This is a genomic window from Lysobacter terrae (assembly GCF_054782215.1).
On record NZ_BAAGSX010000003.1, the window covers coordinates 257,087 to 282,698 of the forward strand.

The following is a 25,612-nucleotide window of genomic DNA, read 5'->3' on the forward strand; positions in this document are numbered from 1 at the left end:
AGCAGTGCGGCCGTCATTGGCCGGGTGCATTCAGGTTAGTCGTTCAGGTTGTCGGCGGCGCGTGTAGAGGCGCCATGCACCCTGCCTGTGTTCAGTTTCGTGAATGCGGGGCGAACACGAGCAAACGACCGGCTCAGTCGTCGTTGTCGTCCTGGCGGGGACGCTGTTCGCGCTGGCCCTGGCCCTGCGGGTCGTCCATATAGACGCGGACCCGGCCGCTGGAGTCGATGACCTTGACCCGATTGACGTTACGGCCGTCGAACGGCACGCGCTCGGCGCTGAGCACCTGGCCGCCGGTACGCCGTTCGACGCGGCGGACGGCATCGGAAAGCGCGCGATGGTCCTCGCCCCGGTCGTGACGGTCCTCGAGGCGCCGGTCAGCGCGATCCTGGTCGCCGCCGTCGCGGCCCGCGTCGCGCCCCAAGCCAGCGCGGTCCAGCAGGCCGCCCAGGTTCTGGGCCGCAGCCGATCCGGCCGACACCCCCAGGGCAACGGCAAGCAGCAAGGACGCGAGGGAAAAAGCGGAACGGGACATGGCTCTCGAACGGGGCACTCGGTGGGGCGTGATGCCCGTGGACGAACGACGAGTCTGCATTCTTGGAACGAAGCAGTGAATCCGGTCTGAACTTTTTCTTCACAGCGCGGTCGTGGTTCAGCCCTCGGCACGCTGCGCTCAGAAGATCTCGCCCACGCAGCAGCGCAAAGACCCGCCTGCGGCCTCGATGGCGTCGAGCTGCACCGTCGCCACCTCGAAGCCGGCAGCACGAAGCAGCTCACGGTTCCCGGGGCTCAGTGCCCGCCCCGCTTCGGCACTCATCCAGACCCGATCGGAGCTCAGGGCGATGGCATTGCCAACGAAGGCCGCATGTTCGGCTTCGCTGCAGATCGCGACATGCGGCGCGTACAGCGAAGCAACGGCGGCCACCGTCCGCGCATCGGCGAACCCGCGCGGGCAGACGATGGCGGCGCGCCCGGCGAGCACGGCCAGCACCACGTTGGTGTGGTATTCGCCCGGCGCCAGATCGAACAGCAGGGTCGCCCGCAGGCCGAAGGCCTCGTGCAGCAGGCGCGCACCCTCTTCGTCGCAGCGCTCGGACAGTCCGCAGAAACCCAATCCCCGCGCGCGATCGATCACCAGCGCGCCGGTGAGCTCGCACGCATGCTCCTGCGTCGACAGGTCGATCTCGGCGTAATCGAGCACGCCGGCGAAAAAGCCCCGGATGTCGTCGCGCGCCGCCTCGCGCTGACGCACTTCGTGGCGCATGCGGCCGACGATGTAGCGCCCCGCGGCCGTCGCGAACACGTTGTTGGGAAACAGCGCATCCGGTGTATCGGCGCGCCCGGCGAAGCAGACCGTCGGCAGTACCGTCGAAAACGCCCGCTGCAGCTCGCGGTGCTGCGCGAAGGCGCGCGCGGCGTCGTAGTCGGCAGCGCCGGCCATGTAGCGGTTGTCCTGCGCCGATTGCTCGGCGAGCGCGAAACCCTCCGGCGCGACCAGGAATGCACCACGCGCGGTGGCCGGGCCGAAATCGGCGGCGCAGCCGCGCGCAAAGGTGAGGAAGGCGTCCGTATCGCGGGTCAGCATGGAACGAGGCCTCAGGCTTCAGCGGCGGCGAACGATTCGGTCAGCGCCAGGGCCTGTTCGACCAGCGACCAGTCCGCGCCGGGCTTGTGCGCGCCCTCGCTCAGCACCTGGCGGAACGCGCGGCCGCCGCGCTCGCCGGCGAACAACCCGAGGATGTGGCGGGTGATGTGTTTGAGAAACACGCCGCGTGCCAGCTGCTGCTCGACATAAGGGCGATAGGCGCGCAGCAATTCAGCGCGAGTGCGCACCGAGCCGCCGAACCAGGCCACGTCGAGCCGATGCAGCAGGTAGGGATCGTGATAGGCGGCGCGCCCCAGCATGGCGCCGTCGGCGTGCTCCAGATGCTGCGCGGCTTCGGCCGGGGTGGCGATCCCGCCATTGACGATCACCTGCAGCTGCGGGCGCTCCTGCTTCAAGCGGTACGCCCAGTCGTAACGCAGCGGCGGGACTTCGCGGTTTTCCTTGGGCGACAGGCCCTGCAGCCAGGCATTGCGCGCGTGGACGACGAACATGCGGCAGCCGGCGGCGGCGACGCTGTCGATGAAATGCAAGAAGCGATCCCAGTCGTGGTCGTCGTCCACGCCGAGCCGGCATTTCACGGTCACCGGGACGTCGCAGGCGGCGACCATCGCCGCCACGCTTGCGGCGACCAGCGCCGGTTCCCGCATCAGGCAGGCGCCGAATCGTCCCGCCTGGACCCGATCGGACGGGCAGCCGCAATTGAGGTTGATCTCGTCGAAACCCGCGTCGGCGCCGATTCGCGCCGCCTGCGCAAGCAATTCGGGCTCGCTCCCGCCCAATTGCAGGGCGACGGGATGCTCGCCGGGATCCATCGCCAGCAATTTCGCGCGGTCGCCGTGGATCACCGCATTGGCATGCACCATCTCGGTGTACAGACGCGCATGCGGTGCCAGCACGCGGTGGAACGCGCGGCAATGCGAATCCGTCCAGTCCATCATCGGCGCAACGGACAGGCGCAAAGAGGCCGAATAGCGCGACAAATCCCCACCCCTCGAGGATTTGTCCTGATCTCCATTGCGCGCGATTTCGGTCATCGGGAACTATCGTCAGCCGTGGGAAGGACGGCCTGATAGGTTACACCGCGCGAATCGCCTTCCCCGGAATGGCCTCCATTCCGAGTCGCAAAGGGAGCCGCACCGACCCGCGGCTCCCCAGCGTTTACCGGCGCTACAACGCGCCGACGACGTTCACGAACACGCCCTGGTGACGGTAGCTCAGGTCGGTGAGGTTCTCCGAGAAGTCGGTGAAGTTGTAGCCCACGCCGGCCTTCACGTGCTCGCCGAAGTAGCGGTACACGCCCAGCAGCATGCCGCTGCGGGATTCGTCGAGGTCCGGCAGTTGCAGCCTGCGGGCCTCCACCAGGCCTTCCCACTTGTCGAACACGCGCACGTCGGTGCGCACGATGAGCAACTGCGCGCGGTTGTCGAAGAACTCGGGGTTCTCGCGGTCCAGGCTCACCGACCCCAGGCGGTAGGCGTACTTGCCGCCCACCGACCACGACGGATTCAGCTCAAAGGTGGCATCCACCGAAGCGATGTGGCTCTTCTGGATGAATTGCGCCGCCGTGCCGTCGAGCGCCACCTGGTCCGTGGTGGGCACGTTGTAGAAGTACGTGTACTTAGCCAGCGCGTTCAAACGGTTGTTGAGCACCGGGCGGTAGCCGAAGCCGACCACGCCCTCGGTGAACTTGCCGTCGTAGAACTGGCCCTGCGAGCTGTCGCTCATCGAGTGGTCGAGCTTGCCGACCAGGCGCCAGTCGTCCGACATCTGCAACTTGAAGTTGTTGCGGAACAGCCAGGTGGTGCGTTCCACGTGCGTGGCATCGGCCTGTTCGCCGTCGTCATTACGGTATTCGATGCCGCTGGAGACCTGGGTCGAGCCGTTGCTGTAGGCCACGCGCACGCCGCCGGCGCGGCGATCGGTCTCGGCCGCCGTGTCGCTGTTCTGCAACGTGCCCAGCTCCGCGTTCGCACCCAGGGTCCAGTGATCGTCCAGGTTCAGCGACATGCCGGCGGCATGGGTGAGGCCATGGGACTCGTTGGCGTCCTGGTAGCGCTCTTCGGCATAGACGCTGCTGCTGTCCGCCAGCCGGTGCTTCACGCCCCAGACCAGGCTGCCGCGCTGGCCGCTCAGATTGGTGCCGTTGAGGATGTCGCCACGCTCGTTTTCCAGCGCGTAGTTGAGGTACAGGCTGGTCTTGTCGGACACCAGGTAGCTGGTGCCCAGCCGTCCGCCCGGGCCCAGGTCGCCGGCCGAAGCCTCCGCTTCCACGCGCAGCTTCTCGCCGATGCGCATCGCGGCACCGGCGCCCAGCCGGTTGTTGTCCTGGCGGTCGCCGTCCTTCGACAGGGTCCCCTGCGCGAAGCCCCAGGCGTTCCATTTACCGGCGGGGTCGTAACCCACGTGCACCACCGCATCGGTGCGCTGGCCCTGTTCCTGGGTCAGCGGCACCACTGCGCGCAGGTCTTCACGTTTGTCGTTGCGCACGCCGCTGGCCACACTCCAGCGATCGTTGAGCTGGTATTTGACGTTCACCTCGGCCGCTTCCAGCGTGAGGCCCGCGTCCTGTTCGCGGTGGTCGGCCTTGCCGATGACGCTGAGCTTGTCGCCGATTGGCAGATCCAGCGTGCCGCCGTAGTACGTGCGATCCGACAGCGTGCCCAGGCCCGGTGCCGAGTAACCGGCATCCTGCGCCTGCGTGTACAGGGTGACCCGGCCCTTGCCCCGCTTGAAGACGTCGCCGATGCCCAGGCTGAAGTCGGCGCGGTAGCCGCTGGCCGACGCATCGTTGAACGCCGACGGATCGGTACCGGCGAAGCCGAAGCCGCCGTCATACGAGTACTGCGAATTCGACGCCATGCCCGTGGTGCGGCCACTCTGCAACTTCAGCCAGGTCGCGTCGCTCTTGCGCAGCGTGAGGTCCATGCCGAGCACGCTGTTGTCATCGGCATCGCCGCTGCTGCGGCTGCCGGTGACGCCCAGGCCGATGTGGTCGTTGATCCACATGTGCGCCTGGCCGCCGGTGGTCAGCGTGTCGATCTCGTCGAAGCCGGGGGTGTACTCGTAACGCGCCACCAGCCAGGCCTCCGACCCGGACAGACCGCCGCTGCGCACCAGCATGTTGTCGCCGCCGGTGGACGACAGCGGTTCGGACAGCAGCACACGCCCCTGCAGGTAATCGATGTCGTAGTCCAGGCCCGGGCGCAACTCGACCGTGCCGGTAACCAGCTGCGAGTCCTTGTCGCGCATTTCGATGCGCAAGCGCTCCGAACCGTTGAGGATGTCCTGGTTGTGCAGGTAGAACAGCGAGCCACCGGTGCCGCGGAACTCGTCGCGACCGCCGATCGTGCCGGGTTCGGCCGCGAATCCGCTGACGACCGCGCGGCGTTCGCCGAACGCGGTGGTCGCATCCGCCTTCCACTCCGCGTCGGCACCGTAGAGCCCGCGATCGACCTGGGCCAGTTCATTGCCCGCGTAGTCGGTCTTGAAGTTGCCCCACATCGCGAAGTCGTCGCCACGCTCCGCGCGCAGATAGAACTTGCCCAGCGTCGGCGCCATCTCTTCGACGATGCCGTCATCGCCAAAGGTCGGATAGTGGTAGTCCGGATCGATGCGGCGGAACAGCGCGTCCGGAGCCTTGTCGAGGAAGTTGCCGAAGAGGTCCTTCACCGGACCCTCGCGCGTATCGGCGCTGGCGGTCACGCGCCAGCCGTTGCCGAACTTCTGCGTGCCGAAGAAGGCCAGTCGCCCGTCGAAGTTGGAGCTGCGTTCGAAGCCCGTGTTCTCGCCCTGCAAGAGATCGGCGGGACCGGTGGTCTTCGTCTTCGACGCGGTCAGATCGGCGATGCCGACCAGGAAACGGTCGCGGTCGCGCATTTCCAGATCGCGCAGGTAGAGATTGCCGTTGCCTTCCGCATCGAGCACCGACACCTCCACGGTGTGCAGGCCTTCGGGAAGGATTTCCTCGGCGATGAAATCGCCCTTGGCGTCCACCGGCACCGGTCGGCCGGCCACCCAAACGCTGTGCCCCGCCGGGATGCCGCTGCCGCGCACCGCGATGGTGTTGCCGCCAATGCGGATGTTGCGCTTGGCGATATGGCTCTCGCCGTAGCCGGCCAGCGGCGGTGCGCCTTCGGCCGCTGCCGTCGCCGGGACGTCCGCAACGCTGCCATCGGTCTTCGCATTGACCAGCCACAACGGACGCGGGCTGGTCTCGTCGAATCGACCCTGCTCGTCATAGACGCGCAGCACGTACTGCAATTCACGCCCGGCGGACGGAATATCGGTCACCGACGGCTGCCACTCGGCTTCGCCGTTCGCGTCTAGCACCACTGCGGCCAGCGGCGGCGCCTGCACGGACTGCCCCTTCTCTTGAATGTGCACTTCGGCGCGGTGGATGAAGCTGCCGTAGTTCGAATACATCCGGAAGCGCACGGGTTCGTCGACCAGCGCCACCTGCGGCGCGGCGGATACCGACAGGCGCGGCTGGGCCTTGAGGTCGTCGAACTGGAAACGGATGCCCGCATCGTCCAGCGCGACGTCGGTGCAGCGCTGCACGTCGGCGGAGCTGCGGCCCGGATCGTCGATGGGTTCGCCGTTCACCGAGATGTGCATGGGGTTGAGGCCGAAGGCGTTGCGCGGCGTCAGTTCGCGGGTCAGGCGGGTGATGTCCACGCCTTCGTAGTCGTCGCGCAACACGGGCTCGTCGTACACCACCTGCACTTCGATGTAGGAATCCGCGCCCTGGATGAAGCCGTCGTTCGGCACGTCTGCGGCCTGCACGAAACCGTGGCCCTCGTGCTCGACCTGTTCCGGACCGAGCTGCATCAGGCTGCGGATGGTGTCCATCGCGCGGCGCGCGCGCGCCGTCGACAGGCCGATGTCGTCCTCGTACACGGAAGCGGTGCGGCGATCCAGGCGCGCGTTGCCGGTGTAGCCGATAAAGCGCAGGCGCACGTTGTCGCGATCCTGGATTTCGGCCATCGCACTGTGAAGACGGTCGGTGAGGCCGGGCGGAGTGACGATGTCGCTACCGTCCATCGTCAGCACCGGAAGGGGACCGCCCGTGGGTTGGTAGACGCGGGTGACGATCTCGTTGTCCGCTTCCGCCGGGCACATCTGCGCCTCTTCCGGCAATTCGCGTAACGGGTCGTCGTACCAGAACTGCACCTCGATGCGGCGGTTGAGCTCGCGACCCTGCGGGGTGTCGTTCGCGCCGATGACCGCCGTGGCGCCGCGACCGTCGCTCTGCACCGCCGCGGCCGGCAGGTTCAAGGCTTGTTGCACCGCGAGCGCGGCACGCTGCGCGCGCGCCTTGGACAACGCCACCGCATCACCGTAGATGCGCGCGTTGCGATCCGACAAGTTCTGGTCATCGGTATAGCCGATGAACTTGGCCGTCACGTTCTGCTTGCCTTCCAGGTTGGCGAAACCCTTGCGCACCTGTTCGATGAACGCCGGCGAGACTTCCACGCCCTCTTCGCCGTAATGCAATGCGGAAACCAGGTTGTTCACCCGCGTGCGACGCGCCTGCCCTTCCTGGAAACGCATCAGGCACAGCTCCTGTACGCGGCAGACCTTGATCTGGCGAAGCTCCTCCCTGACGACTACTTCCTGCGCCTTCGTGGCGGCTTTGGGCTCGTCGTACCAGACCTCCACTTCCACGCGACGGTTGCGGGCGCGGCCCGCATCGGTTGCATTGCTCGCCACCGGCTTGGTATCGCCCAGGCCTTCGAAGGCGATCGCCTCCGGCGGCAGGGTGAGTGCACGTTGCAGCAACTCCGCCACTTCGCCGGCGCGTTCGTTCGACAGGCCCTGGTTGTCGCCATAGCGCGCGGTCAGTTCGGGCGACAGGCGCTGGTTGTCGGCATGGCCGATCAGATGCAGGCGCACGTTGGCCTTGTCGCGCACCGATTCCATCGCGCGGCGGATTTTCTCGACGTCGCCTTTGCGCAGGGCGATCGCGCCCGAGTCGAAGTACAGCGGCGCAATGATGCCGCCCAACTTCACCGTTTCCATCACCTGGCCATCGACCTGCTGCTTCTCCACGCGGTCGCCGCGCTCGGTCTGCAGCACGCTGGGATCGCGCGCCAGCGGATGGAACGTCTGGTCGCCGGGCAACTGGCGTTCGACGGATTCGCCGATCACCGCATCTTTTGTGGTTGGCTCGCCGGCGCCCTCATCTTCAGCGTCTTGCTCTTCGGCACCCTGCTCCTCAACGTCCTGCTCCGCGACGTCTTGAGCCTCGGCTTCCTGACTCTCTCCTTGATCGTCGGCAGTCTGTTCGTGAGCGGCTTGCTCCTGACCAACTTGTTCCTGATCGGTCTGATCCTCGGTGGTCTGGTCCTGGACGGCCTGACCCGGCATCGTCTGTGCCACCGCCGTGGCCGTGATCAGGCTCAACGCCAGCAGTGCCAATCGCATGCGGTTCGTCAACATGTTCTTCTTCAGCATGGTGTTCACTTGCGCGCCCCCTGGTTACCCGTCGGGGCGCTGTTCGCAGGCCGCTCCACCGGCGCACCGCGGCGCCAGAAGGTCTGTTGTTCCACCGTGAGCTCGTAATCCCCGCCGGCGGTCGGCCAGGCTTCGACGACCTTCGCCTTGATCGCCGCCAGGCGGGCTTCGACCAGGTCCGGGGTTTCCAGGTCGGCCAGGTACGACAGGCGCAATACCGACCGTTCCTCCACCAGTGCATCGATCAGCGTCTGCAGGCGCGGCTGCCATTGGCGGCGCAGCTGCGTGCCATCGCGTTCGAAGATCTCGTCGCTGAGGTCGAGGCTTACTACGCGGAAGACCGACGCACCGAAGTCGATGCTCAGCGCCTTGCCGCGCGTGGCACGCGCGATGACGGTCTGTCGGGTGGACAGACGATAGCCACTGGGCAACGTGCGATCGTCGAGCTTCAGCACGAAGTTGCTGCCGCGGTCTTCGTTCGGCACCACCGCACAGGTCATGTGGTAACGACCGTGCTTGTCGGTGGTGGCCGCCAGGCCGCGCGCACTCACCACGCGTACGCCGCCGAGGCCGCCTTCGCCCTGGTCCTGATGACCATTGCGATTGGCGTCGTCGAACACCTTGCCGATGATGTCGGTGCAGTCGAAGGTCGGATCCGGCACCACGCGCACAGTGGCGGTGGCCTCACCGGACAGCGGACGATCGGTAAGTCCGTTCCACACGCGTGCGTGGTTCACGAACTCGCCCTCACCCACGCCTGCGCCTACGGCCAGCAACAGCGTGATCACGTGCTCATCGGCGGTACCGAAGGCGACACCGCTCCACGTCAGCTGGCGCCCGTTCTGCACCGGCTCCGTCGGCACGTTGTCGATGCGCGCCGATCCCGGCACGTAGCGGAAGCCCGCCGGGTAGGAGTCGACGGCGCGCACATCGCGCAGCTGCAGGCCCGAGAGGTTGCGCAGCGTGATCGTGTACGGCACCAGCTGACCGCGCACGACGTTCTTCATCGGCGTGGTCTTGCTGATGGCCAGCGCTTCGCCGAGATCGAGATCCATCGGGATGTGGTTGTTGAAGATCTGGCTGCTGCCCGGGACGGACGTGTCGTCCAGTCGCAGGTGCAGGTAGTACGTGGTGCCAGCCGAGCGCGCCGGCACCGAGGTCGACGGCGCCAGTTCGGACGGCTGCGCCTCGCAGCGTTCGGTCGTGCCGGGGATGGCATCGCTCACGCCGGCCGGGCAACCGGGCACGGAGAACGCCGCGGTGTTCGCATCCGAAGTCGGCGGAATCAGCGCCGAAGCACCGGCCAGGAAGTCCGCGGAAGGCGGTGCGGCTTCGACCACGTAGCCGCTACTGGAGGGGCATGCTGGGTCGGCGAAGTTCAGGTCGAAGCGATAGAAGCCGCCTTGCTGCGTGACCTGGCCCTGCTGCGCCGGATCGGCGAAACAGGAGGCAGGCAGCGAGCCACCGGCCGCATCGAGCATGCGCACGTGCGCACCCGCGATGGCGCCACGGTTCATCGACTCATAGACCACGCCGTTGGGCTCGATCGGCAGATTCAAGTTCAGCAGGTTGCTGCCGGCCTGCACGGTGATGGCATGGATGCGCTGCAGATCGTTGCTGAATATCGAGTGCGCATAGCCGAGCTTGGCCGTGGTCGCGGTCGCGCCCGGCGCGGTGAAGCGCACTTCCAGCGCATCGGACGTGCCTTCGTTCGGCGCCACGCCCGCAACCTGCCAATCGCCATTGGCGTCGGTGCTGGTGCTGCGTTCGAGCCTGGTGTTGCGATACAGCTGGACGTTCCAGCCCGCGAGCACGCGCTCGCCCGCATCCGCCGTCTTGTTGAAGTTGGCGTCATGCCAGGCGTGGCCACTGAGCACGCCGACACCGACCCTGCCACCGACATCGAATGCGACGCTCGCGCTCGCAGTCTGCGACGGATCGTTCCAGTTCACCACGCCCGTGTTGGTCACGCGCGTGCCGGTTGCGAGTCCGGAGGCGATGGTGGCGCGGAAGCGCAGCGTCGCCGATGCCCCTGGCGCAAGATCGCCATGGCTGCCGGCGTAATCGGCGGTGATGGCCTGACCCAACACCGAGATGCCGGCAGTGCTGCCATTGAGCATGGCCGAACCGTTGACGTAGGTGAGCTGGCCCGACGCGGTCGCGTTGAGATCGTCCACGATGCGAACGAGCGTGGCCGGCACCGGTGCGATGTTGCGCACGATGACCACGTATTCCACTTCGGCACCCGGGAGCGCGGCACCGCCGCCGACCACGGCCACCTGCTTGTTGATGGTCAGCATCTGCGAACCGCCCACGACCACGACGGTCGGTTCGGGGCCCGTGGCCGGATTGCCGTCGCCATCGGTCAGCAGTCGCGGCACTTCCACGCTTGCGACCGTCGCCTGGTTCGAGATCACCGTGCCGCTGGCGGTACCCGCATTGACCTGCAGGTCGAACTGCACCACGGCGACCTGGCCGGGGTTCAGCGTGCCGACGTTGATGCCGGCGATCAGCGGCGAAACACCGCCATCGGGCCGACCGACGGGCTGGCCGTTCAGGGTGAGCGAGTTGGCAACCCAGCTCGTGTGCTGCGGCACGTCGTCGCGCAGCGTCACCTGAGTCGCAGGGGCCTTGCCGTTGTTGTAGATGCGGATGGTGTAACGCAGCGTGTCGAGCGAATCGACCACGCCCGGCGTACCGTTGTCGATGCGCAGGACCACCGCCTTCTCGGCATACATCAGCGGTGCGTTGCCGACGACGTCGCGGGTCGGGTCGTTGACGATCGGCGTGCGCGGATCGTCCGAGGGCACTTCGCTGATCACGTCATTACCCGTGGCAAAGGCCTGGTTGGCGATGACGGTGCCGTCCACCGCGTTCGGATCGACGATGACGTTGAAGGTGATCGTGACGACGTTGGCCGCGGGATTGGCGGGGTTGTCGGCGCGGACCACGCCCGCGGTCGTCTCGGCCGGCGACTTGATCGCAATGCCGTTGATCAGCGGCGAACCGTTGGCGCCGTCGGCCACCGCCACGCCGTTGAGCGCGGTGCTGCCCGCCATGTAAGTGGTGTTGGCCGGCACCAGGTCGCGCAGGACCACGCCATGGGCATGATCGGTACCGACGTTGCGCACCGTGATCGTGTAGCGCAGCGTATCGCCGGCCATCAGCACGTTCGGGTCCGCACCCAGGTAGGCCGAGGTCTTTTCGATCACCAGCTGCGGCGCCGATTCGATCGGCAGGCGGGTCGGATCCTCGTCGCCGGCGACATCCGGATTGGCCGCGCCATTGACGCTCGGGTCGTCACTGAGTGCGAGCAGCGTGGCGCCGAACTGCGCATGGGCCTGGTTGAGGACGACGGTGCCGTTGGCGATCACCGGCACCAGCTGCACGCGATATTCGATGACCGCGGTTTCGGATCCGGAACCCGCGGCGCCGAGCGTGAGGTTGCCGATGTCGATCCGGCCGGTGCCCTTTGCACCGCCGGTGGCGTTGGTGTTGTTCACCGCGCCGGCCGGCAGCGTGCCGACCAGGGCCAACGTGCCCGGCACGAACTTCGCCGGATCGTTCAGTGCATCGACTTCGTCGACCAGCGAGATGCCGGCGGCACTGACGCTACTGAGATTGGTGAGTTGCAGGCGGTATTGCACCACGTCGCCCGGATGCGCAGGCGCCTGGGTGACCACCGTCTTGGTGAAGTTGAGGCGCGGCGGATCGGTGAGCAGCGAGTGCGTCGCGGGACCGGCGCAATAGTCGTTGGGCGCAGTCACCGTCGGGCAGCCGGCGCCGTTGCGCTCGTACGTGCTGTTGCCGGCGAGGCCGGTCCAGTCCACGACCACGCTATTGGCGAGGGTCGTCAGCGCCGCGACGCCGGTCTGCACACGCACGTCGTAACTGACCTGCACTGCAGTGCCCGTCGTCACGTTGATAGCGGCATTGCCCGCGGCCGTGCTCCAGGTGAGCACGTACGGATTGCCCGCACTGCCATCACCCGTGATCTGCGGCGCGCCAATGGTATTGCCGGCGCCGGTGACGATCGGGTTGCCGACGTATTGAAGGCCGGAGGCAAGCGTGTCGACCAGGCGCACGTCGAAAGCATCCGACGCATTCGCATCGGCGGCCGCCGTCAGCGTTACGGTGTAGCGCACGACATCACCGCCCTTTGCGCCGGTCTTGTCGCCGGTCTTGGCCACGGCCACCGTCGGCTCGACGATGGTGAACATGGCCGGAGCACTGCTGAGCGGCGCCACGGCAGCGCCACCCGCGCTGACCGCGTAGGTATAGGAAGCGGTGTTGCTGACCTGCACGCCCTGCTGGGCGGACTGGATGTTGCGCACGCGGGCGTGCAGCTCGATCGTCGCCTGCTGGTTCGCTGGAATCTGCGGAATGACCACGCTCATCTGCGTAGGCGTGCTGCCTGCCGTCGTGGCACCGGCGACACCGGTCACGGTCGCGCCCACGAACTCGAGGTTCGCATCGAGCATGTCGGTGACGGCGACATCGAACAGCGCGATGCTGCTCGGCGCACTCGGCACCGTGATGGTGTAGACCACATCCTCGCCGATCGTGGCCCTGCCCGTCGCCGGAGACTTCAGCACCTTGGAGGGGCGCGCGCCGGGCGTGGTCACCGTGGTCGAGGCCGGATTCGTGACGTAGTCGTTGAGCTGTCCGAGGCCATCGGCACCTGTGCGCTCCACGGCACTGGCGCCGTCGATGCCGGTCCAGCGCGCGACCGCGGTATTGGTGAGATCCTGATCGGCGAGCACCGACCCGAGCACGCGAACGTCGTAGGAAACCTGGATCGATTCGCCCTCGGCGATATCGATGTCGGCGTTGCCGTTGCCCAGACTCCACACCAGCGTCTGCGGAGCGCCGGCACTGCCATCGCCGGTAACGACCGGCGCGCCGATCGTATTGCCGGTGCCGGTGACGACTGGATTGCCGGCGTATTGGAGGCCCGCGCTGAGCGCGTCGTTGAGCGATAGATCGAACGCACCCGAAGCGTCGGTCCCACTCGCCGCCGTCAGCGTGACGGTGTAGCGGATGACGTCGCCGGCGGCCGCGATGGATCGATCCGCCACCTTGGCGATCGTTACGGTCGGTTCGACGACGTTGAAGACCACCGGGTTCGTCGCGAGCGCCGGTTCGCGGGCGCCCCCGGCGGTTTCGGCGTAGGTGAAGGACGCCGTGTTGCTCACGTCGAGGCCCTGCTGGGCACCGAGCACGTTACGCACGCGCACGCGCACATCGACGAAGGCCTGCTGGCCCGCGATGATCCGGTCGATCGCGATATTCACCTGCGATGCGGTGCTCGAATTCACCACGCCCGCGCCATTGACGACGCCACCCACGGTCACCGTCGCACTGACGTACTCGAGATTGGCATTCAACGCGTCCGTGACTTGCACGTCGTACATCGGCGAATTGCGCGCCACGCCGGGCACGGCGATCCGATAGACGAGTTCCTCGCCGATGGTCGCCTCGCCATTGGTCGGCGACACGAGCGTCTTCGTGGGCGGACTGGGCGGCGCGGCGATGCGTACGCGAGTGGGGTCCTCGTCGTCTACGCTGGGATTGGGATCGGCCTGGCCGTTGACGGTCGGGTCGTCGCTGTCGGCGAGGAACGCTTCGGTGCTGCCGAGCAGCTTGGCCTGGTTCACGACCCAGTGGCCATTGGCGAGCGTGGAGAGCAACGTGACGTTGAATTCGGCGCGTACTTCACTGCCCGCCGGCACGTCCAGACCACGAATGTCGATCAAGCCCGTGGTCGCATTGCTGTTGTTGATGGCACCCGCAGGCAATGAGGTGAACACGAGCGAGCCGGCAACGAAGTCCGGCGGCAGCTGGTCATGGAAAATGACGTCGTTGAATGCGGAATCCGTCGCCTGCAGACGCAGCGTGTAATGCAATACCTCGCCGGGTATCGCGGTCCTGGCCGGATCCTCGCCGCTGGTGACGTTGCGGACGGTCTTCTCGTAGAAGTAGCCCGACAGCAGCACGGCGAGCGAGTGCGCGTCCTGATGGTCGTCGACACCCACCGTACCGTCGGTGAGCACGCGATTCACTTCGACGCGTGCGGAGTTGCTGCTGCGGTCGTTGTACCAGCGCGTCGCGCCAGCAACGTTGGTGAGCGTTGTGCCGTTCTTGCTGTTGGCATCCAGCTTGGTGCGGTACTGCAGCACCAGATGCTGTCCTGGCGCGATCGGTCCCGCCGCATCGAGCAAGGTCAGGCTCAGCTCGCAGGTGGGCGCGGCGGTATAGGACCGCGTGTAGTGCACGCCCTCGGTCAATGCCGTGCCGCCCAGCTGGACGCTGGTGATCTGCGGCGTCATGTCGCACATGCCGCCGTTTGGCCCATCGGGCAAGCGGTCCAGCAATGTGACGTTCCATGCGTCGAACTGGCCCGCGTTCGCGGCATCGACCGTGAAATCGCCCCATTCGCCGAGATTCAGCGTCGATCCACCCAGCACCGCAGAACCGGTCTTGTTGACGATCAGGTTCGGGCCCGCGATCACCGCGGGATTGGACACGCCGTTCTCGCCAGGCAGCGGGGTATAGAACGTGCCGTCGATGAGACGGCCGAACTGCCAGATGGCAGTGTTGACGAATGACTTCCCGAGGGTATTCACCGCCGGGTTGTCGTCGAGCACGGCCGTGATGTCGATCGCCAGCCGACCGCCCTTGGGCAGAACGAAGCCGGGCGGAAAATGGAATTCGATCAGTCCGTTCGGATTGACGACGATGTTCGGATTCACCGCCGCACCCAGCGTCTGGCACGACAGATCGGTGCACCAGCGCACACTGGGCGTGCCCACCAGGCTGAGATCGACGCCCGTGCCGGGAATCACGGTGGGAAGTTGCACCGGAGGGGTGCTCGGATCGCCGTCATCCAGCCCGTTGAGGTAGACGGTGACCGGATCAGGACCGATGTTGTCGTAGAGCGTGATCCCGTGCAGATCGTTCTGGGACGCGCCGTTGAGTACTACGGTGCCGGAGGACGGGTCGATCAGGACCGGAATCAGCAACCGGTAGGTGAAAGGCACGCCCACGGCCGCATACGCCGGGCCTTTCTTGTTGATCGATTCGACCGGCACCAGGAAGTTCTGGCAGTTCGCTCTGACGTCGTTCAATGAGCCATTGACGAACCAGATGTGGTGCTGGTGCACGGCGTCGCACGAAATGTTGCCGAGGGTGAAGTCGACGTTGTCGAACACCACCAACCAACGCTTGTTGTTCTGGCCGGGCGATGTATAGAAGCTGATGTTGCTGTTTAGCGGATTGGGCTGCTGGAAATTCCGGATGACGCAGTTGCCGTCGATGTTGATATTGCTGGGGGCCGGATTGACCACGTTGCCGTCGATAACGCCGCCGTAGTCGGCAACGCAATCCACTGCGAACGCACCAAACGAAGTGCCGAGCAGCACCAAGAAGGCGCACAACTGGACGAGAATCCAGCGCTTGCCTGCTCCTGCTTTGCGTGCGAACCCCAGACTCATACACCCTTACTCCATTCGCGTGCGACGCAAGCCACCGACGGACCAAGGGAATGCCTGCGCATCGGGCGCAGATTCCGGCGGTCCCGCTGCCATGGGGCGCGTTGCGCGCCCGATAGGCCGGTGACTTTGCGTCGCCACCTTTCGGTGGGTTTGCCTTTGTCGTATTGCTGTTTTTGCTTCGAAACGCGCGCTGCGACGTTCGTCTTCAGCCAGAGGGCAGGAAGTTCATCGGATACACGATCGTCACCGCCGGCACGTCCTTCGCGCCGAAGTCGAAGCCCTTTACGCGTTCCACGATGCCGGCGGTCAGATCCGGCGCCTCCATTTCCGAGGACTGCACCTGCACCATCGACACGCTGCCGTCCGGCTGGATGGTCAGACGCAGGATGACCTTGCCTTGCAACGTCGAATCACGACGAAGCTCGCGCTGGTACAACCGGTACAGCGCCGACTTGTAGCGGTCGAAGACGATCTGGATCTCCTCACCGGAGCGCCCCCCGCCCTTGGCGCCGCCACCGACCGATTTGGACTTGTCCGCGGATGCGATTGCGCTGATGCCACTCGAGGCCCTGGTCAGCGCGGTGCCCTTGATGGCTCCGCGCTCGCCACCGCCACTGCCGAAGCTGCGGCTCTGCGCGGACAGGTTGATGCCGCCACTGCTGCCCGGCGCATTGCTGGTCAGCATGGAGCGCTCCGCACGCGCGGCGCCCGTGTCGGCGCTGAGCTTCGCGGACTTGCCCAGTTCGGCGACGGCAGGCAGATCGTCCACAGCAGCCAGGCTGTCCTTGAACGCGAGGATGCCTTGCGGCTTCGATGCCTGCGGCTGCTTCGGCACGGGTTGCGGCTCGACCTTCGCGGTCGGCTTCGTCGGCCTGGGTTCGACCTTTTTCACCACCGGCTTGGTGAGCTCCGGCGGTGGCGGCGGTGCCTGCTCCAGTTTCTTGGCCTCGGGAATCACGGTGACCACGCGTTCCGGCAACTTTTCCGGCGCAGGCCCGGCTTGCTGCGGAGCATGGATGAAGGGGAACACGATCGCGATCACCAGCCAGACGCACAGCGCGATGATCAATCCCTTGCGCGAACGCTGATCCTCCTCGCCATGCGTCCACAGCATGAGGTGCGGGCGCGCCCGCTCCGTCTCGAGTTCGCGCTCGACGATCCACTCGTTCTGCAGGCGCTCGAGTTCTTCCTGATGCTCGAAGGCTTCGTCCTCGAGCAGGAAGAGTTGCTCGTTCTGCTCGCCGATCCGCTCCACCAGGTCGCGACGGCGCGCTTCGATTTCGTCGATGCTGGCACGCACGGACTCGGTACGGTCACGCGCACGCGCGAGGTGCTCGGCCCATTCGCCCTGTGCATCATGGCCGCCTGGGCCAGCGCCACCGGCCTGGTCCAGTTGCTCCAGCGCGTGGCACGCCTGTTCGAGCAATTTGTGCCGGGCGCGCTCCGCTGCGAAAGTTTCGAGTTCTGCATCGACGGCGGCGAGCTCGTGCGCAAGCTCGTCGAGTCGCGCACGCGTCTGCGCGATCCGCTCGTCGAGCGGACCGGCGGCATTCGCGTCCTGGGTAGTTTCGAGTTCCATGGCGTTGGTATCGGTCACGTTGTTCTGCCTCAGCCGCCAGCGGGGGCGCTGCCGCCCTTCTCGAGCACGGCGAGCGACAACTTGTCGTAGGCGGCCGCCGTGCAGGTCGTCATCACCTTGCGGATCACCTCGTACGGCAGGCTCTTGTCGGCCAGCACGGTGATTTCGCGGTGGGCAAGCGCAGCCTGTTGCGCGGCGCCGGTCTTGCCGGTCAACGGGCGCGACAGGTACTCGCGCAACGGCTCGATCAGCGCGGCCTTGGGATCGCGGACCTGGTCCATCGTGGCAATCACTTCACCCTGCACGAGCAGCATGTCCTGGGTGATCGTTACCACCACGGTTTCGGCCGGCTTTGCCTCGGCGGTGGAGATCGGCACCTCCACACCCTTGGCGTTCTGGACCACCTCGACCTCGGTCGAGTAGATCAGCAGGAACGCCACCATCACCGACATGATGTCGATCATCGGGATCAGGTTGAGTTCGGCATCCGCTTGCTTCCTGCGCGCGCCACGGAACGGGTTCAGCGACATCCTCATGGTGCGTCTCCCACGGCGACCTTCGGGAACATTGAAATGCGACCGTTCTCATCGGGCGCACCGGTGAAGCCATGGCTGTTGGCAGTCGCCAGATCCGTGCTTCGGACCGCATCCATCACCTGCACCAGATGGTCGTACGCCACATCCGGGGCCATCAGCACCGAAGCCGTGTCGACTTCCACGTGCTGGCCCTTGAGATCGGCGGCGAGGAGCGACAACTTCTGGAGCGGATAAGCCCCTTTCTCCACGGGCAACACGGCGATCGTGTCTTGACCGTTGGTCAGCTCCAGCCCTTCCTTGCGCACTATCACTTCGAGGCGGAAGGTGGGCTCGCTGGGTGCGCTGGCGGCCGCACTCGGCAGATCGAGCTGGATGATCGAAATGCGCGAGAACACCGCCGTCATCAGCAGGAAGGTGACCATCACGCTGAAGATGTCGATCATCGGCACGAGCATCAGCTCGACCGGCTTGGCCGGTGGCTTGCGGCGGGGCATCAGGGCCATGGCGTGTCTCCTGTCCTGGGCCTCAGGCGGCCCGGATGTTCTGGACGGAGGCCTGCTCCGCGTTGCGAGTCGTACGCAGCGAAAGGACGTTCAGGTACTTGATCGCCGCCATTTCCAGGCTCTCGACCAGGCTCTGCGTCCGCGAGGTCAGGAACGCGTGCATGAACAGCAGCGGCACCGCGGTACCCAGGCCGAACGCCGTGCAGTTCATCGCTTCGGAGATGCTGGCCGACAGCAGGTTGGCCTTCTCCGCCGGATTGGCCATCGCCACGGCACTGAACGCGCCGATGAGGCCGGAGACGGTGCCGAGCAGGCCGACCAGGGTCGCGAGGTTCGCGAAGGTGCCTAGGTAATGCGTGCGCTTTTCGAGACGCGGCACGATTTCCATGATGCCTTCCTGCATCGCCTTCTCGACGTCGTCACGGCGACGTACCGCGCCCTGCATCGCCAGACCGGCGCCCAGCAAGCGTCCGAGCGGGGTGTTGTCGTCGCTGACGACCTTGCGGGCCTTGTCGAAGTCGCCCTTGCTGAGCGACGGCTCGACTTCCGCCCACATGCGCTTGGTCTGCGCCTGCGCCCGATTGAGGGTCACGAAGCGTTCGATGGCGATCGCCAGGCCGACTAGGCCGATGAGCAGGATCGGCAACATCATCTTGCCGCCGGCGGCGAAGAACTGCGCTACTGAATGAATCAAACCCATGGCACTGCCCTCACTGGAAATTCATTGGTGAATCGGTGGGAAAAAGTTGTTGGAACGTCGTGTTCACTTGTCGTCGGATTCGTCATCCGGCGCGGTGCCCTGCGCTTCGGATTTGAGCCCGTAGTACGCGAGCTCGCGCATGAACACGTCTTTGTCGACGGGTTGCGTGGCGTCGTCGAGCAGCCGAGAAATGCCCGGCGCATCGCCCAACTGCGAGCTCTTCCACGGCACGATGACCAGCTCCTTCGGCGCCTCGTCGTTGCCGACGATGGACATGCCGGACAGCACCATGCTGTCGTTCGCCTTGCCCGCCGGCTTCTTCGCGCCGGACTGGGTGGCTTGGGCTTCGGTCTTCTTCGCGTCCTGCGACACCGGCCCGGCGGCGAACACCGCCACTGGCGCCAGCAACAGGCACATGCACAAGGTTGCGCGCAGCATCACTTGCCTCCCTTTTCGACCCGCGAACGGGCGTTGGCGATCCAGCCCGCCACCTGCTTGTCGCCAGGCACGACCTGCTGGTAGATGAGGTAGTTCTCCAATGCGCAGGACGGATCCGCGAGGTACATGTCGCAGAGCACGGCGAGGTTGAGCCTCGCGAAATGGAAACCCGGCGCGGCGGCGAGCGATTTCTCATAGGAACTGCGCGCGTCGCTCAACTTGCCGAGGCGGCGCTGCACCAGACCCAATTCATTCCAGGCGACCGGATGCTGTGGTTGCAGTTCGAGCGCCTGCTTCAGGCTCGCTTCGGCCTTGTCCAGCTCGTCGGTTTTCGCGTAGGCGATGCCGAGGTCGACATACGCGGCGGTAAGTTTGGGCTGCTTCGTCACCACGGCCTGCATCAGCGCGATGCCCTCTGCATAGCGTTCCTGCGCAAGCAGGCCGGCCGCGCGGGCGTAGTCCGCACGCGTCGCGCCGTCGACCTTGGCGGTCTCCACGATGGTGAAGCCGGTGGCGGTGGTGTGCACGCCAGGCCCGTCCTTGCGCGCCGCCATGGCCGTCGCGGCGAAGTAGACCAGCGATATCGCGGCCAGGCGCGCGGTGTGGCGGACCGCACCTCGATAAGTCGGGTTAATGCGCATCGGCATTGGCCTCTCCGTTGGTGGCCGGGGCGGCGGGCGCGGCTGCGCTTCCGACGTCGCTGGCTTCAACTGGCTGTGCGGGTTTGGTTTCGGGGACCGGGGGCGGAGTGGGCTGGATGTATTCGTATCGCTCCGGCGAGCTGAGGTAGCCGGTGCTCATCTCGGTGCGCGCATAGCGGGCCGGAGACAATTGCGCCAGGCGCGCCAGGCTCTTCTCGATCCACGGTGCGTGGATACCGGCCTGCATCAGCTCGAGGTTCTTCTTGTGCAGGTCGATGGCCTTTTCCTCGAAGGGGAAAGCCATCTCGTCCAGCTGGTCGTTGTAGTCCTGCAGCTCCGCACCCTTGAGGCCGGCCGGTCGTTCGGACTGGTTGAGCGACTGGCTGAAACTGGCGTACACCTCGGCCATGTAGTAGGTGGCGGCGGCCGTGACATCGGGAACCTCGTAAGGCACCAATGCGTTGAAGCCCTTGATCGCCGCCGACATGGCCTTCTGCTTGGCGGCCATGCTCTTCTCGAACGGCTGCTTGAGCTCGATCGAAACGAAACCGGTGTACAGCGGCTCCGTCAGCACCAATGCGGCGCGACCGGCGAGCGTGCGCGTGCGACTGCTGCGCGCGGCGCCGGCACTGGCATCGGCCTGCACGATCTTCTGCAGTTCGGCGCGGTAGCGTGCGTCGTCGCCACGCGCCTTGTGGATATCCGCCATGCGGTTGCGCGTTTCCACCGCATCCTCGACCGGCTTCGGGAACTCGCCGACGTAGCGCGTGTAAACCGCGAGCGCACGATCGAAGTTCTTCGCGTCTTCATGCAACTGACCGGCCGTCAGCAATGCCTCCGCGCGCAGCTTCGGATCGGTGGCGCCGTCGGCGACATGCTCGTACTCGCCCGCCGCGCTTGCCAGATCGCCGGCTTGGCGCAGGGCATTGGCGATCTGCTGCGTCGCGTCCTTCACCAGCTCGTGAGTGGGATTGTCGCGACGGAATTCGTCCAGCACCGTGGCCGCACCCTTCCAGTCCTGCAGCCGCACCAGCGCCGCACCTGCGTCGTATTGGGCACCGGCGCGGATCTTCGAGGTCGGCGCCGCATCCTTGATGCGCAGGAAGTGATTCGCGGCGGCACGGTAATCGCCGGCGGTGTTGGCCGCCTCGCCCTGTTTGTAGATCGAAGCCGCGAGGTTCTCGACCAGGTCGGCACGACCCGCGTCACTGGCCGGTGTCATCGCCAGGACCTGCACGTAGGCCTGCTCTGCCACCTGGTAGTCCGCCAGTTCGAACGACGAATGCGCCACCACGGTCCAGGCCGCACGCTTCAACTCCTGCGTCGTGGCCGGGAACTTCTCCAGCAGCTTGCGTCCGGCATTGCGTGCGGCGGCGTAGTCCTTCAGGTCGTAGAGGTCCTGCGCGGCGGCCACCAGCACGGTGGGCGCCTGCTCGTGTTGCGGGAAGGTGTCGGCGAAACGCAGCGAACTGGCGACGGTGGCGCGCCTGCTCTCCTCCAGCTCGGCCGCGGCCACCACCTTGAGATTCTCGCGGTGCGCGAAGATCGCCGCATAACCTGCGGCTGCAGCCTTCTCGTGCGCCGGGTAGTCGTAGGCGGTGCGCTCGTACTGCGTCGCTGCCAGGCGGAAGTTGCCGTTCTCGCGCAACAGGTCCGCGAACTGGTAGTTCGCCGCCGGCGCCGCCGGATCATCATGGAACGAATCGAGGAATTCGCCGTACCAGCGCGAGGCTTCGGCGAAGCTCTGCTGTTTCTCGGCAGCTTGCTTCGGATCCTGGTAGCGCGCGTGGTAGTAGTTCGCCAGGTCCATCAGGTTGGACTTGAGCGCAGCCACCACGTCTGGCCGCTTGCTGATGGACTGGTGCTTCCAGTATTCGGATTTCAGCCCGTAATTGGCCGCGAAACCACGCTTGGCCTCGACCACGAGCAGCGGGAATCCGCCGGTCTCGTAGATGCCGATGGTGCGCAGGCTGAAGTCCGGAGACGACGCGTGGAACGGGTAGAGCGCGACGAAATCCGTGAACACCTTTGCGGCGTCCTGGTAACGCTGCTTGGAGAGGTAGAACTCGCCCAGGTAGCGATATGCACGGTCTTCGTAGGGGCGATGGCCGAACTCGGCGAAGTACTCGCCGATGACTTCCGGTCCACCGAGATTGGAGAAGGACAGCGCGGTGACCTGGAAGGTGTCCTCGACGCGGCGATCTTCCGCCGCCGTGTGCTTCGCGTCGAAATCGAAGCCCTTGGACACCTTGTTATCGAGCAGCGCGAAGTAGCGATGCAACGCTTCTTCGAACTGGTCCTGCTTGTAGAACGACCAGCCCAGCTTGAACAGCGAAAGCTCGTAGTACTCGGAGGCCGGGCCCTTCGCCACGACGCTCTGGTAGGCGTTCTCGGCATCGCGGTACTTGCGCAGGACGAAGAACCGCTCGCCGCGACGGAACTGCACTTCGTCGGCGAGCGCGGAGTCCGGGTCGCTCTTGACCAGCTGTTCCATCACGGCCATCGCTTCATCGACGCGTCCAAGCTCGTCGTAGGCGCGGGCCTTCTGGTAGAGCACCTGGTCGCGGTAAGCGTAGTTCGGGAACTCGGCGAGCAGCTTGTCGTACAACTGGATCGCTTCGAGCGGGCCCGCCTCCGTTGCTGCGACACCGGACGTGGCCGTGGTAGCGATGGCCTGCCCCGTCGCCGCGCGCTGCTCGGCCTGCCGCTCGATGTCGGCAGGCGCAGTGGCGCCGGCGGTGGCCTTGCCGGTGGCATGGGAAGCCGCCGCGATCTTCGTGACTGCTTCGGGCGCGGCCAGCTGCACGGGTTTCGCATCCGCGGCGGGCGCAGTCGCTGCGACACCTGCAGCCGAAGGCGCGCGGTCGACCACGATTTCGGTCGTGCCGCGTACGCCGTACTCCTTTTCCAGCTGCAAGTCGGCCAGACGACGCATCGCCTCAGGCGTACGCTCGCCGGCCGGCGTTTCCTCCAGGAACTGGCGATAGCCCACCATCGCCTTTTCCAGGCCCTGGTCGACGCGCACATCCGTGGTGTCCGGCTCAACCCGGTGCAACGAGGCCAACGTGCCGGCGCGTTCGGTATGCGCGCAAGCAGCCAGCAGCACCAGCTGCACCGCGATTACGCTCTGGCGAAGCCGAAACTTCATTTGCCCTCCCCGGCCGGCGCGCCCGGTGCTTCCGATGCTTCCTTTGCGGCCGGTGCGTTCGGTGACGCCGGAGCACCTTGCGCCTGGCTGGCGCGGTCATAGCTGTCCGCAACGGCATAGCGCGCCTGGGTCTGATAGCCCTTCAGGCGTTCGGTGCGCGCGGTCAGCTCGGCGATGGCCACCTCTTCGATCAGCGAGCCCTGCTGCTTCTGCAGCTGGTTCACGCGCTCCAACGAATCGCGAACGCGGTTGCGCAGGTCCAGGATGCCGTCGTCGTAACCGGTGTATGCGTGGACGCTCGCCTGCCGCGCGCGCACGAAGGACTGGTAATGGACCTGCAGCGCCTGGATGTCGGTATCCAACAGCGCCAGATCGTCATGCGCCTGGGTCAGGCGATCGGCGTACTCGGTCCGCAACGTCCAGTTGATCGCGCCCCGCAGGCGTTCGGTACGCGCCACGAATTCGTCGCGCTGTGCTTGCGAAAGATGCGCAATGGCCGCTTCCGTCGCGCGGATGTGTTCAAGCAGGATGCGTTCGTCGGCGGTGGCGAGCAGTTCCGGTCGCGGCTTGGTCAGCTGGTCGTTGAGCCGTCGCGCCAGGTTCTCGCGCTGTTCCAGCCGCAGCTTGTATTGCGAATCCAGCTCGCGGAACTGCGCGTCGATCTGGGGCAACAACGGCTCGTAATAGGCGCGGCGCTGCGCGATCAGATCGTCGAAAGCGTCGAAGCCCGACTGCCAGGCTTCCATCTTGCGGCGCAGGTCGTCGAGATCGAGGTAATTCTGCAGCGCCGTCTGAAAGTCGTGCGACGCCATCAGCGTGGTCAGGTAGAAGGTTTCGGGCGCTTCCTCCCGATCGCGGAGCTTCACCACCCACAAAGCGTCCTGGCGGATTTCCTCACGCACCAACGCCTTGAGGAAGTCGCCCTCGCGCACGCTGCGCGTGGAGAAGTCCAGCATCTCCAACTCTTCGCCGAAGGACTTCAGCGCTTCGTCATACAGCACTGCGGCGCGGCCATGCAGGTTCAGCTTGCCGTAGGCATACGGCAGGGCCAGCTTCGCTTCCTGCACGGCGCTGTCGGTCGAGTCGCGCGCGGCGAGAAGTTTCCATGGCACCAGTGCACGCTGGTAGTTTCCGGCCAGCGCATCGGCCCAACCGGCACTCAGCAGCGCCTGGTTGGAATACGGTCCGTCGAGGCTGACCCGATCGAAATAGCGTTGCGCATTGCCGAAATCGTTGGACTCGAGCATCAAACGCCCGAGCACCATGTTGGCCTTGTCGCGGATCGCGACGACCGCCGCCGGATCTTTGCGATTCGGCTCGCCGGCCTTCGCCAACTGCTGCAGGCCTTCGCTCGTCTTGCCGTCCTGCAACAGTGCGATGCCGTAGTTGTAGCCGGCAAAACCCACGAGCCCCTTCGCATCCAGCTCCCGCTTCAACACGGTTGCCGCTTCGGCGGGCTGGCCCATGGCGAGGTAAGTGTTGGCGCGCAGGAACTCGATCTCGTCGCGGATTTCCTCGGGAACGTCTCCGTGGATTCGCTCCAGCGCCTGCATCGCATCCTGTGGCTGGTCTTTCTGGAAGTGGATGCGCGCCAGGCGGAAAGCCGCCTCATTGCGCACCTCATCAGGTACGTCCGCTTCCAGCACGGCCTTGATCGCGCGCCCGGCGCGGTGGTGCATGCGGTAATTCAGTTCGAAGTCGCCGACCGAAAACTCTGCCTGCCCGATCAGCGGATACAGCGAATCCAGGGTCTCCTCGTCCACGCGCTTGTGCTGCGCCAACTCCGTATCGAGCCGTTGCAAGGCTTCGAACCAGCGACCTTGATAGGCGTTGTACAACGCCTCGCCGAAGTACAGATCCTGCACGACAGCCGGATCCTTGTCGGCGGCCGCACAGGGATGAACCCCCGGCAGCACGACCAGTGCAAGTCCCAGCGAAAGGGTGGACACGCGGCGCATCGGGTCTTACCAGTCCGCCACGCTGATGGAATCACCGGACACGGTCACGCCGAGCAGCTTGGGCTTGATCTCCTTGGCAAACGTGGCCGTCTGGCTGCGGCTGTACTGCTCGCCGTTGGCAAGCTTGCCGCTCACCGTCACCACGATCTGGTGCTGTCCGCTGGCGATGTTGCCGGTGTACAGACGCTGCACGCCGCCCTTCTGCAGGGCTTCGAGCTCCTTGAAGCTGTAGATGTAGTGCGTCGCAGGTTGCTCATCGACCTGCACGTCCACGGAATCCAGGCGCAACGTGTCGCCCTTGGCCAACTGCACGAACACCGCCAGATGGGTCTCGGACGGATACAGCAGCTTCTCCTCGAGCTGGTTGAGCTCGGCGGAGATGGAGAGGACGTCGGTTTTGACCTCCTGCACCTGCTCGTCCAGGCCCTTCATTTGCTCGCGATAAGCGCTCTGGGCCCATGCCTGCGCGCAGATCCCCAGCAGCAGAAACGGTACGACTGCCCACGAAAAAGCCTTCTTCATGCAATCCGCCTCAGAGTCCCCCGGCCACGGCTTCG

General features: G+C 65.8%; 14 protein-coding genes and 1 riboswitch. All 14 genes read right to left on the minus strand.

Annotated features, from left to right (window positions below):
* Positions 1 to 133 precede the first annotated feature (133 nt).
* The 14 genes from ACYVJ8_RS10440 to ACYVJ8_RS10505 all read right to left on the minus strand — a co-directional run bounded on the left by ACYVJ8_RS10440 (position 134) and on the right by ACYVJ8_RS10505 (position 25,577).
* Positions 134 to 535, minus strand: a complete 402-nt coding sequence (locus tag ACYVJ8_RS10440; protein ID WP_460712061.1) for a PepSY domain-containing protein — start codon at positions 533 to 535, stop codon at positions 134 to 136.
* Between the two features lie 138 nt (positions 536 to 673).
* A complete protein-coding gene (locus ACYVJ8_RS10445; RefSeq protein WP_460712063.1) occupies positions 674 to 1,585 on the minus strand; it encodes an arginine deiminase-related protein in 912 nt (303 codons plus the stop codon).
* Between the two features lie 11 nt (positions 1,586 to 1,596).
* On the minus strand, positions 1,597 to 2,640 hold the full coding sequence (dusA, locus tag ACYVJ8_RS10450; RefSeq protein WP_460712065.1) for a tRNA dihydrouridine(20/20a) synthase DusA: 1,044 nt from the start codon (positions 2,638 to 2,640) through the stop codon (positions 1,597 to 1,599).
* Positions 2,641 to 2,773: 133 nt separating this feature from the next.
* Entirely contained in the window at positions 2,774 to 8,059 is a 5,286-nt protein-coding gene (locus tag ACYVJ8_RS10455; RefSeq protein ID WP_460712147.1) for an OmpA family protein, read from the minus strand.
* A 5-nt stretch (positions 8,060 to 8,064) separates the two neighbouring features.
* Positions 8,065 to 15,552, minus strand: coding sequence for an isopeptide-forming domain-containing fimbrial protein (locus tag ACYVJ8_RS10460; protein ID WP_460712067.1), 7,488 nt, complete (start codon positions 15,550 to 15,552; stop codon positions 8,065 to 8,067).
* Positions 15,553 to 15,625: 73 nt separating this feature from the next.
* A riboswitch (cyclic di-GMP riboswitch) is annotated at positions 15,626 to 15,717 on the minus strand.
* 40 nt (positions 15,718 to 15,757) lie between these two features.
* Positions 15,758 to 17,149 carry an AgmX/PglI C-terminal domain-containing protein gene (locus ACYVJ8_RS10465; protein ID WP_460712069.1) on the minus strand — a complete coding sequence of 464 codons (1,392 nt, stop codon included), beginning with the start codon at positions 17,147 to 17,149 and terminating at the stop codon, positions 15,758 to 15,760.
* Between the two features lie 11 nt (positions 17,150 to 17,160).
* Positions 17,161 to 17,667: an ExbD/TolR family protein gene (locus ACYVJ8_RS10470; protein WP_460712071.1), complete on the minus strand. Its 507-nt coding sequence runs from the start codon at positions 17,665 to 17,667 to the stop codon at positions 17,161 to 17,163.
* Positions 17,664 to 18,170 (minus strand): ExbD/TolR family protein, encoded by a 507-nt coding sequence (locus ACYVJ8_RS10475; RefSeq protein ID WP_460712073.1) that lies wholly within the window; start codon positions 18,168 to 18,170, stop codon positions 17,664 to 17,666. Before ACYVJ8_RS10475 ends, ACYVJ8_RS10470 begins: the two co-directional genes overlap by 4 nt.
* 22 nt (positions 18,171 to 18,192) lie before the next feature.
* The gene (locus ACYVJ8_RS10480) at positions 18,193 to 18,870 is read right to left on the minus strand and encodes a MotA/TolQ/ExbB proton channel family protein (protein ID WP_460712075.1); all 678 of its coding nucleotides are present in this window, start codon (positions 18,868 to 18,870) and stop codon (positions 18,193 to 18,195) included.
* A gap of 63 nt (positions 18,871 to 18,933) precedes the next feature.
* Positions 18,934 to 19,308 carry a hypothetical protein gene (locus tag ACYVJ8_RS10485; protein WP_460712077.1) on the minus strand — a complete coding sequence of 125 codons (375 nt, stop codon included), beginning with the start codon at positions 19,306 to 19,308 and terminating at the stop codon, positions 18,934 to 18,936.
* Positions 19,308 to 19,955 carry a tetratricopeptide repeat protein gene (locus tag ACYVJ8_RS10490; RefSeq protein ID WP_460712079.1) on the minus strand — a complete coding sequence of 216 codons (648 nt, stop codon included), beginning with the start codon at positions 19,953 to 19,955 and terminating at the stop codon, positions 19,308 to 19,310. Before ACYVJ8_RS10490 ends, ACYVJ8_RS10485 begins: the two co-directional genes overlap by 1 nt.
* Positions 19,939 to 23,097 carry a tetratricopeptide repeat protein gene (locus ACYVJ8_RS10495; RefSeq protein ID WP_460712081.1) on the minus strand — a complete coding sequence of 1,053 codons (3,159 nt, stop codon included), beginning with the start codon at positions 23,095 to 23,097 and terminating at the stop codon, positions 19,939 to 19,941. Before ACYVJ8_RS10495 ends, ACYVJ8_RS10490 begins: the two co-directional genes overlap by 17 nt.
* On the minus strand, positions 23,094 to 25,046 hold the full coding sequence (locus ACYVJ8_RS10500) for a hypothetical protein (protein WP_460712083.1): 1,953 nt from the start codon (positions 25,044 to 25,046) through the stop codon (positions 23,094 to 23,096). Before ACYVJ8_RS10500 ends, ACYVJ8_RS10495 begins: the two co-directional genes overlap by 4 nt.
* 15 nt (positions 25,047 to 25,061) lie before the next feature.
* The gene (locus ACYVJ8_RS10505; RefSeq protein ID WP_460712085.1) at positions 25,062 to 25,577 is read right to left on the minus strand and encodes a hypothetical protein; all 516 of its coding nucleotides are present in this window, start codon (positions 25,575 to 25,577) and stop codon (positions 25,062 to 25,064) included.
* Positions 25,578 to 25,612 lie beyond the last annotated feature (35 nt).

Excerpts from the sequence above, each read along its gene's own strand:
- ACYVJ8_RS10445 (WP_460712063.1), bottom strand. The coding sequence starts at position 1,585 with ATGCTGACCCGCGATACGGACGCCTTCCTCACCTTTGCGCGCGGCTGC.
- ACYVJ8_RS10485 (WP_460712077.1), bottom strand. The coding sequence starts at position 19,308 with ATGCTGCGCGCAACCTTGTGCATGTGCCTGTTGCTGGCGCCAGTGGCG.
- dusA (WP_460712065.1), bottom strand. The coding sequence starts at position 2,640 with ATGACCGAAATCGCGCGCAATGGAGATCAGGACAAATCCTCGAGGGGT.
- ACYVJ8_RS10455 (WP_460712147.1), bottom strand. The coding sequence starts at position 8,059 with ATGCTGAAGAAGAACATGTTGACGAACCGCATGCGATTGGCACTGCTG.
- ACYVJ8_RS10490 (WP_460712079.1), bottom strand. The coding sequence starts at position 19,955 with ATGCCGATGCGCATTAACCCGACTTATCGAGGTGCGGTCCGCCACACC.
- ACYVJ8_RS10480 (WP_460712075.1), bottom strand. The coding sequence starts at position 18,870 with ATGGGTTTGATTCATTCAGTAGCGCAGTTCTTCGCCGCCGGCGGCAAG.
- ACYVJ8_RS10440 (WP_460712061.1), bottom strand. The coding sequence starts at position 535 with ATGTCCCGTTCCGCTTTTTCCCTCGCGTCCTTGCTGCTTGCCGTTGCC.
- ACYVJ8_RS10470 (WP_460712071.1), bottom strand. The coding sequence starts at position 17,667 with ATGAGGATGTCGCTGAACCCGTTCCGTGGCGCGCGCAGGAAGCAAGCG.
- ACYVJ8_RS10475 (WP_460712073.1), bottom strand. The coding sequence starts at position 18,170 with ATGGCCCTGATGCCCCGCCGCAAGCCACCGGCCAAGCCGGTCGAGCTG.
- ACYVJ8_RS10505 (WP_460712085.1), bottom strand. The coding sequence starts at position 25,577 with ATGAAGAAGGCTTTTTCGTGGGCAGTCGTACCGTTTCTGCTGCTGGGG.
- ACYVJ8_RS10495 (WP_460712081.1), bottom strand. The coding sequence starts at position 23,097 with ATGAAGTTTCGGCTTCGCCAGAGCGTAATCGCGGTGCAGCTGGTGCTG.
- ACYVJ8_RS10460 (WP_460712067.1), bottom strand. The coding sequence starts at position 15,552 with ATGAGTCTGGGGTTCGCACGCAAAGCAGGAGCAGGCAAGCGCTGGATT.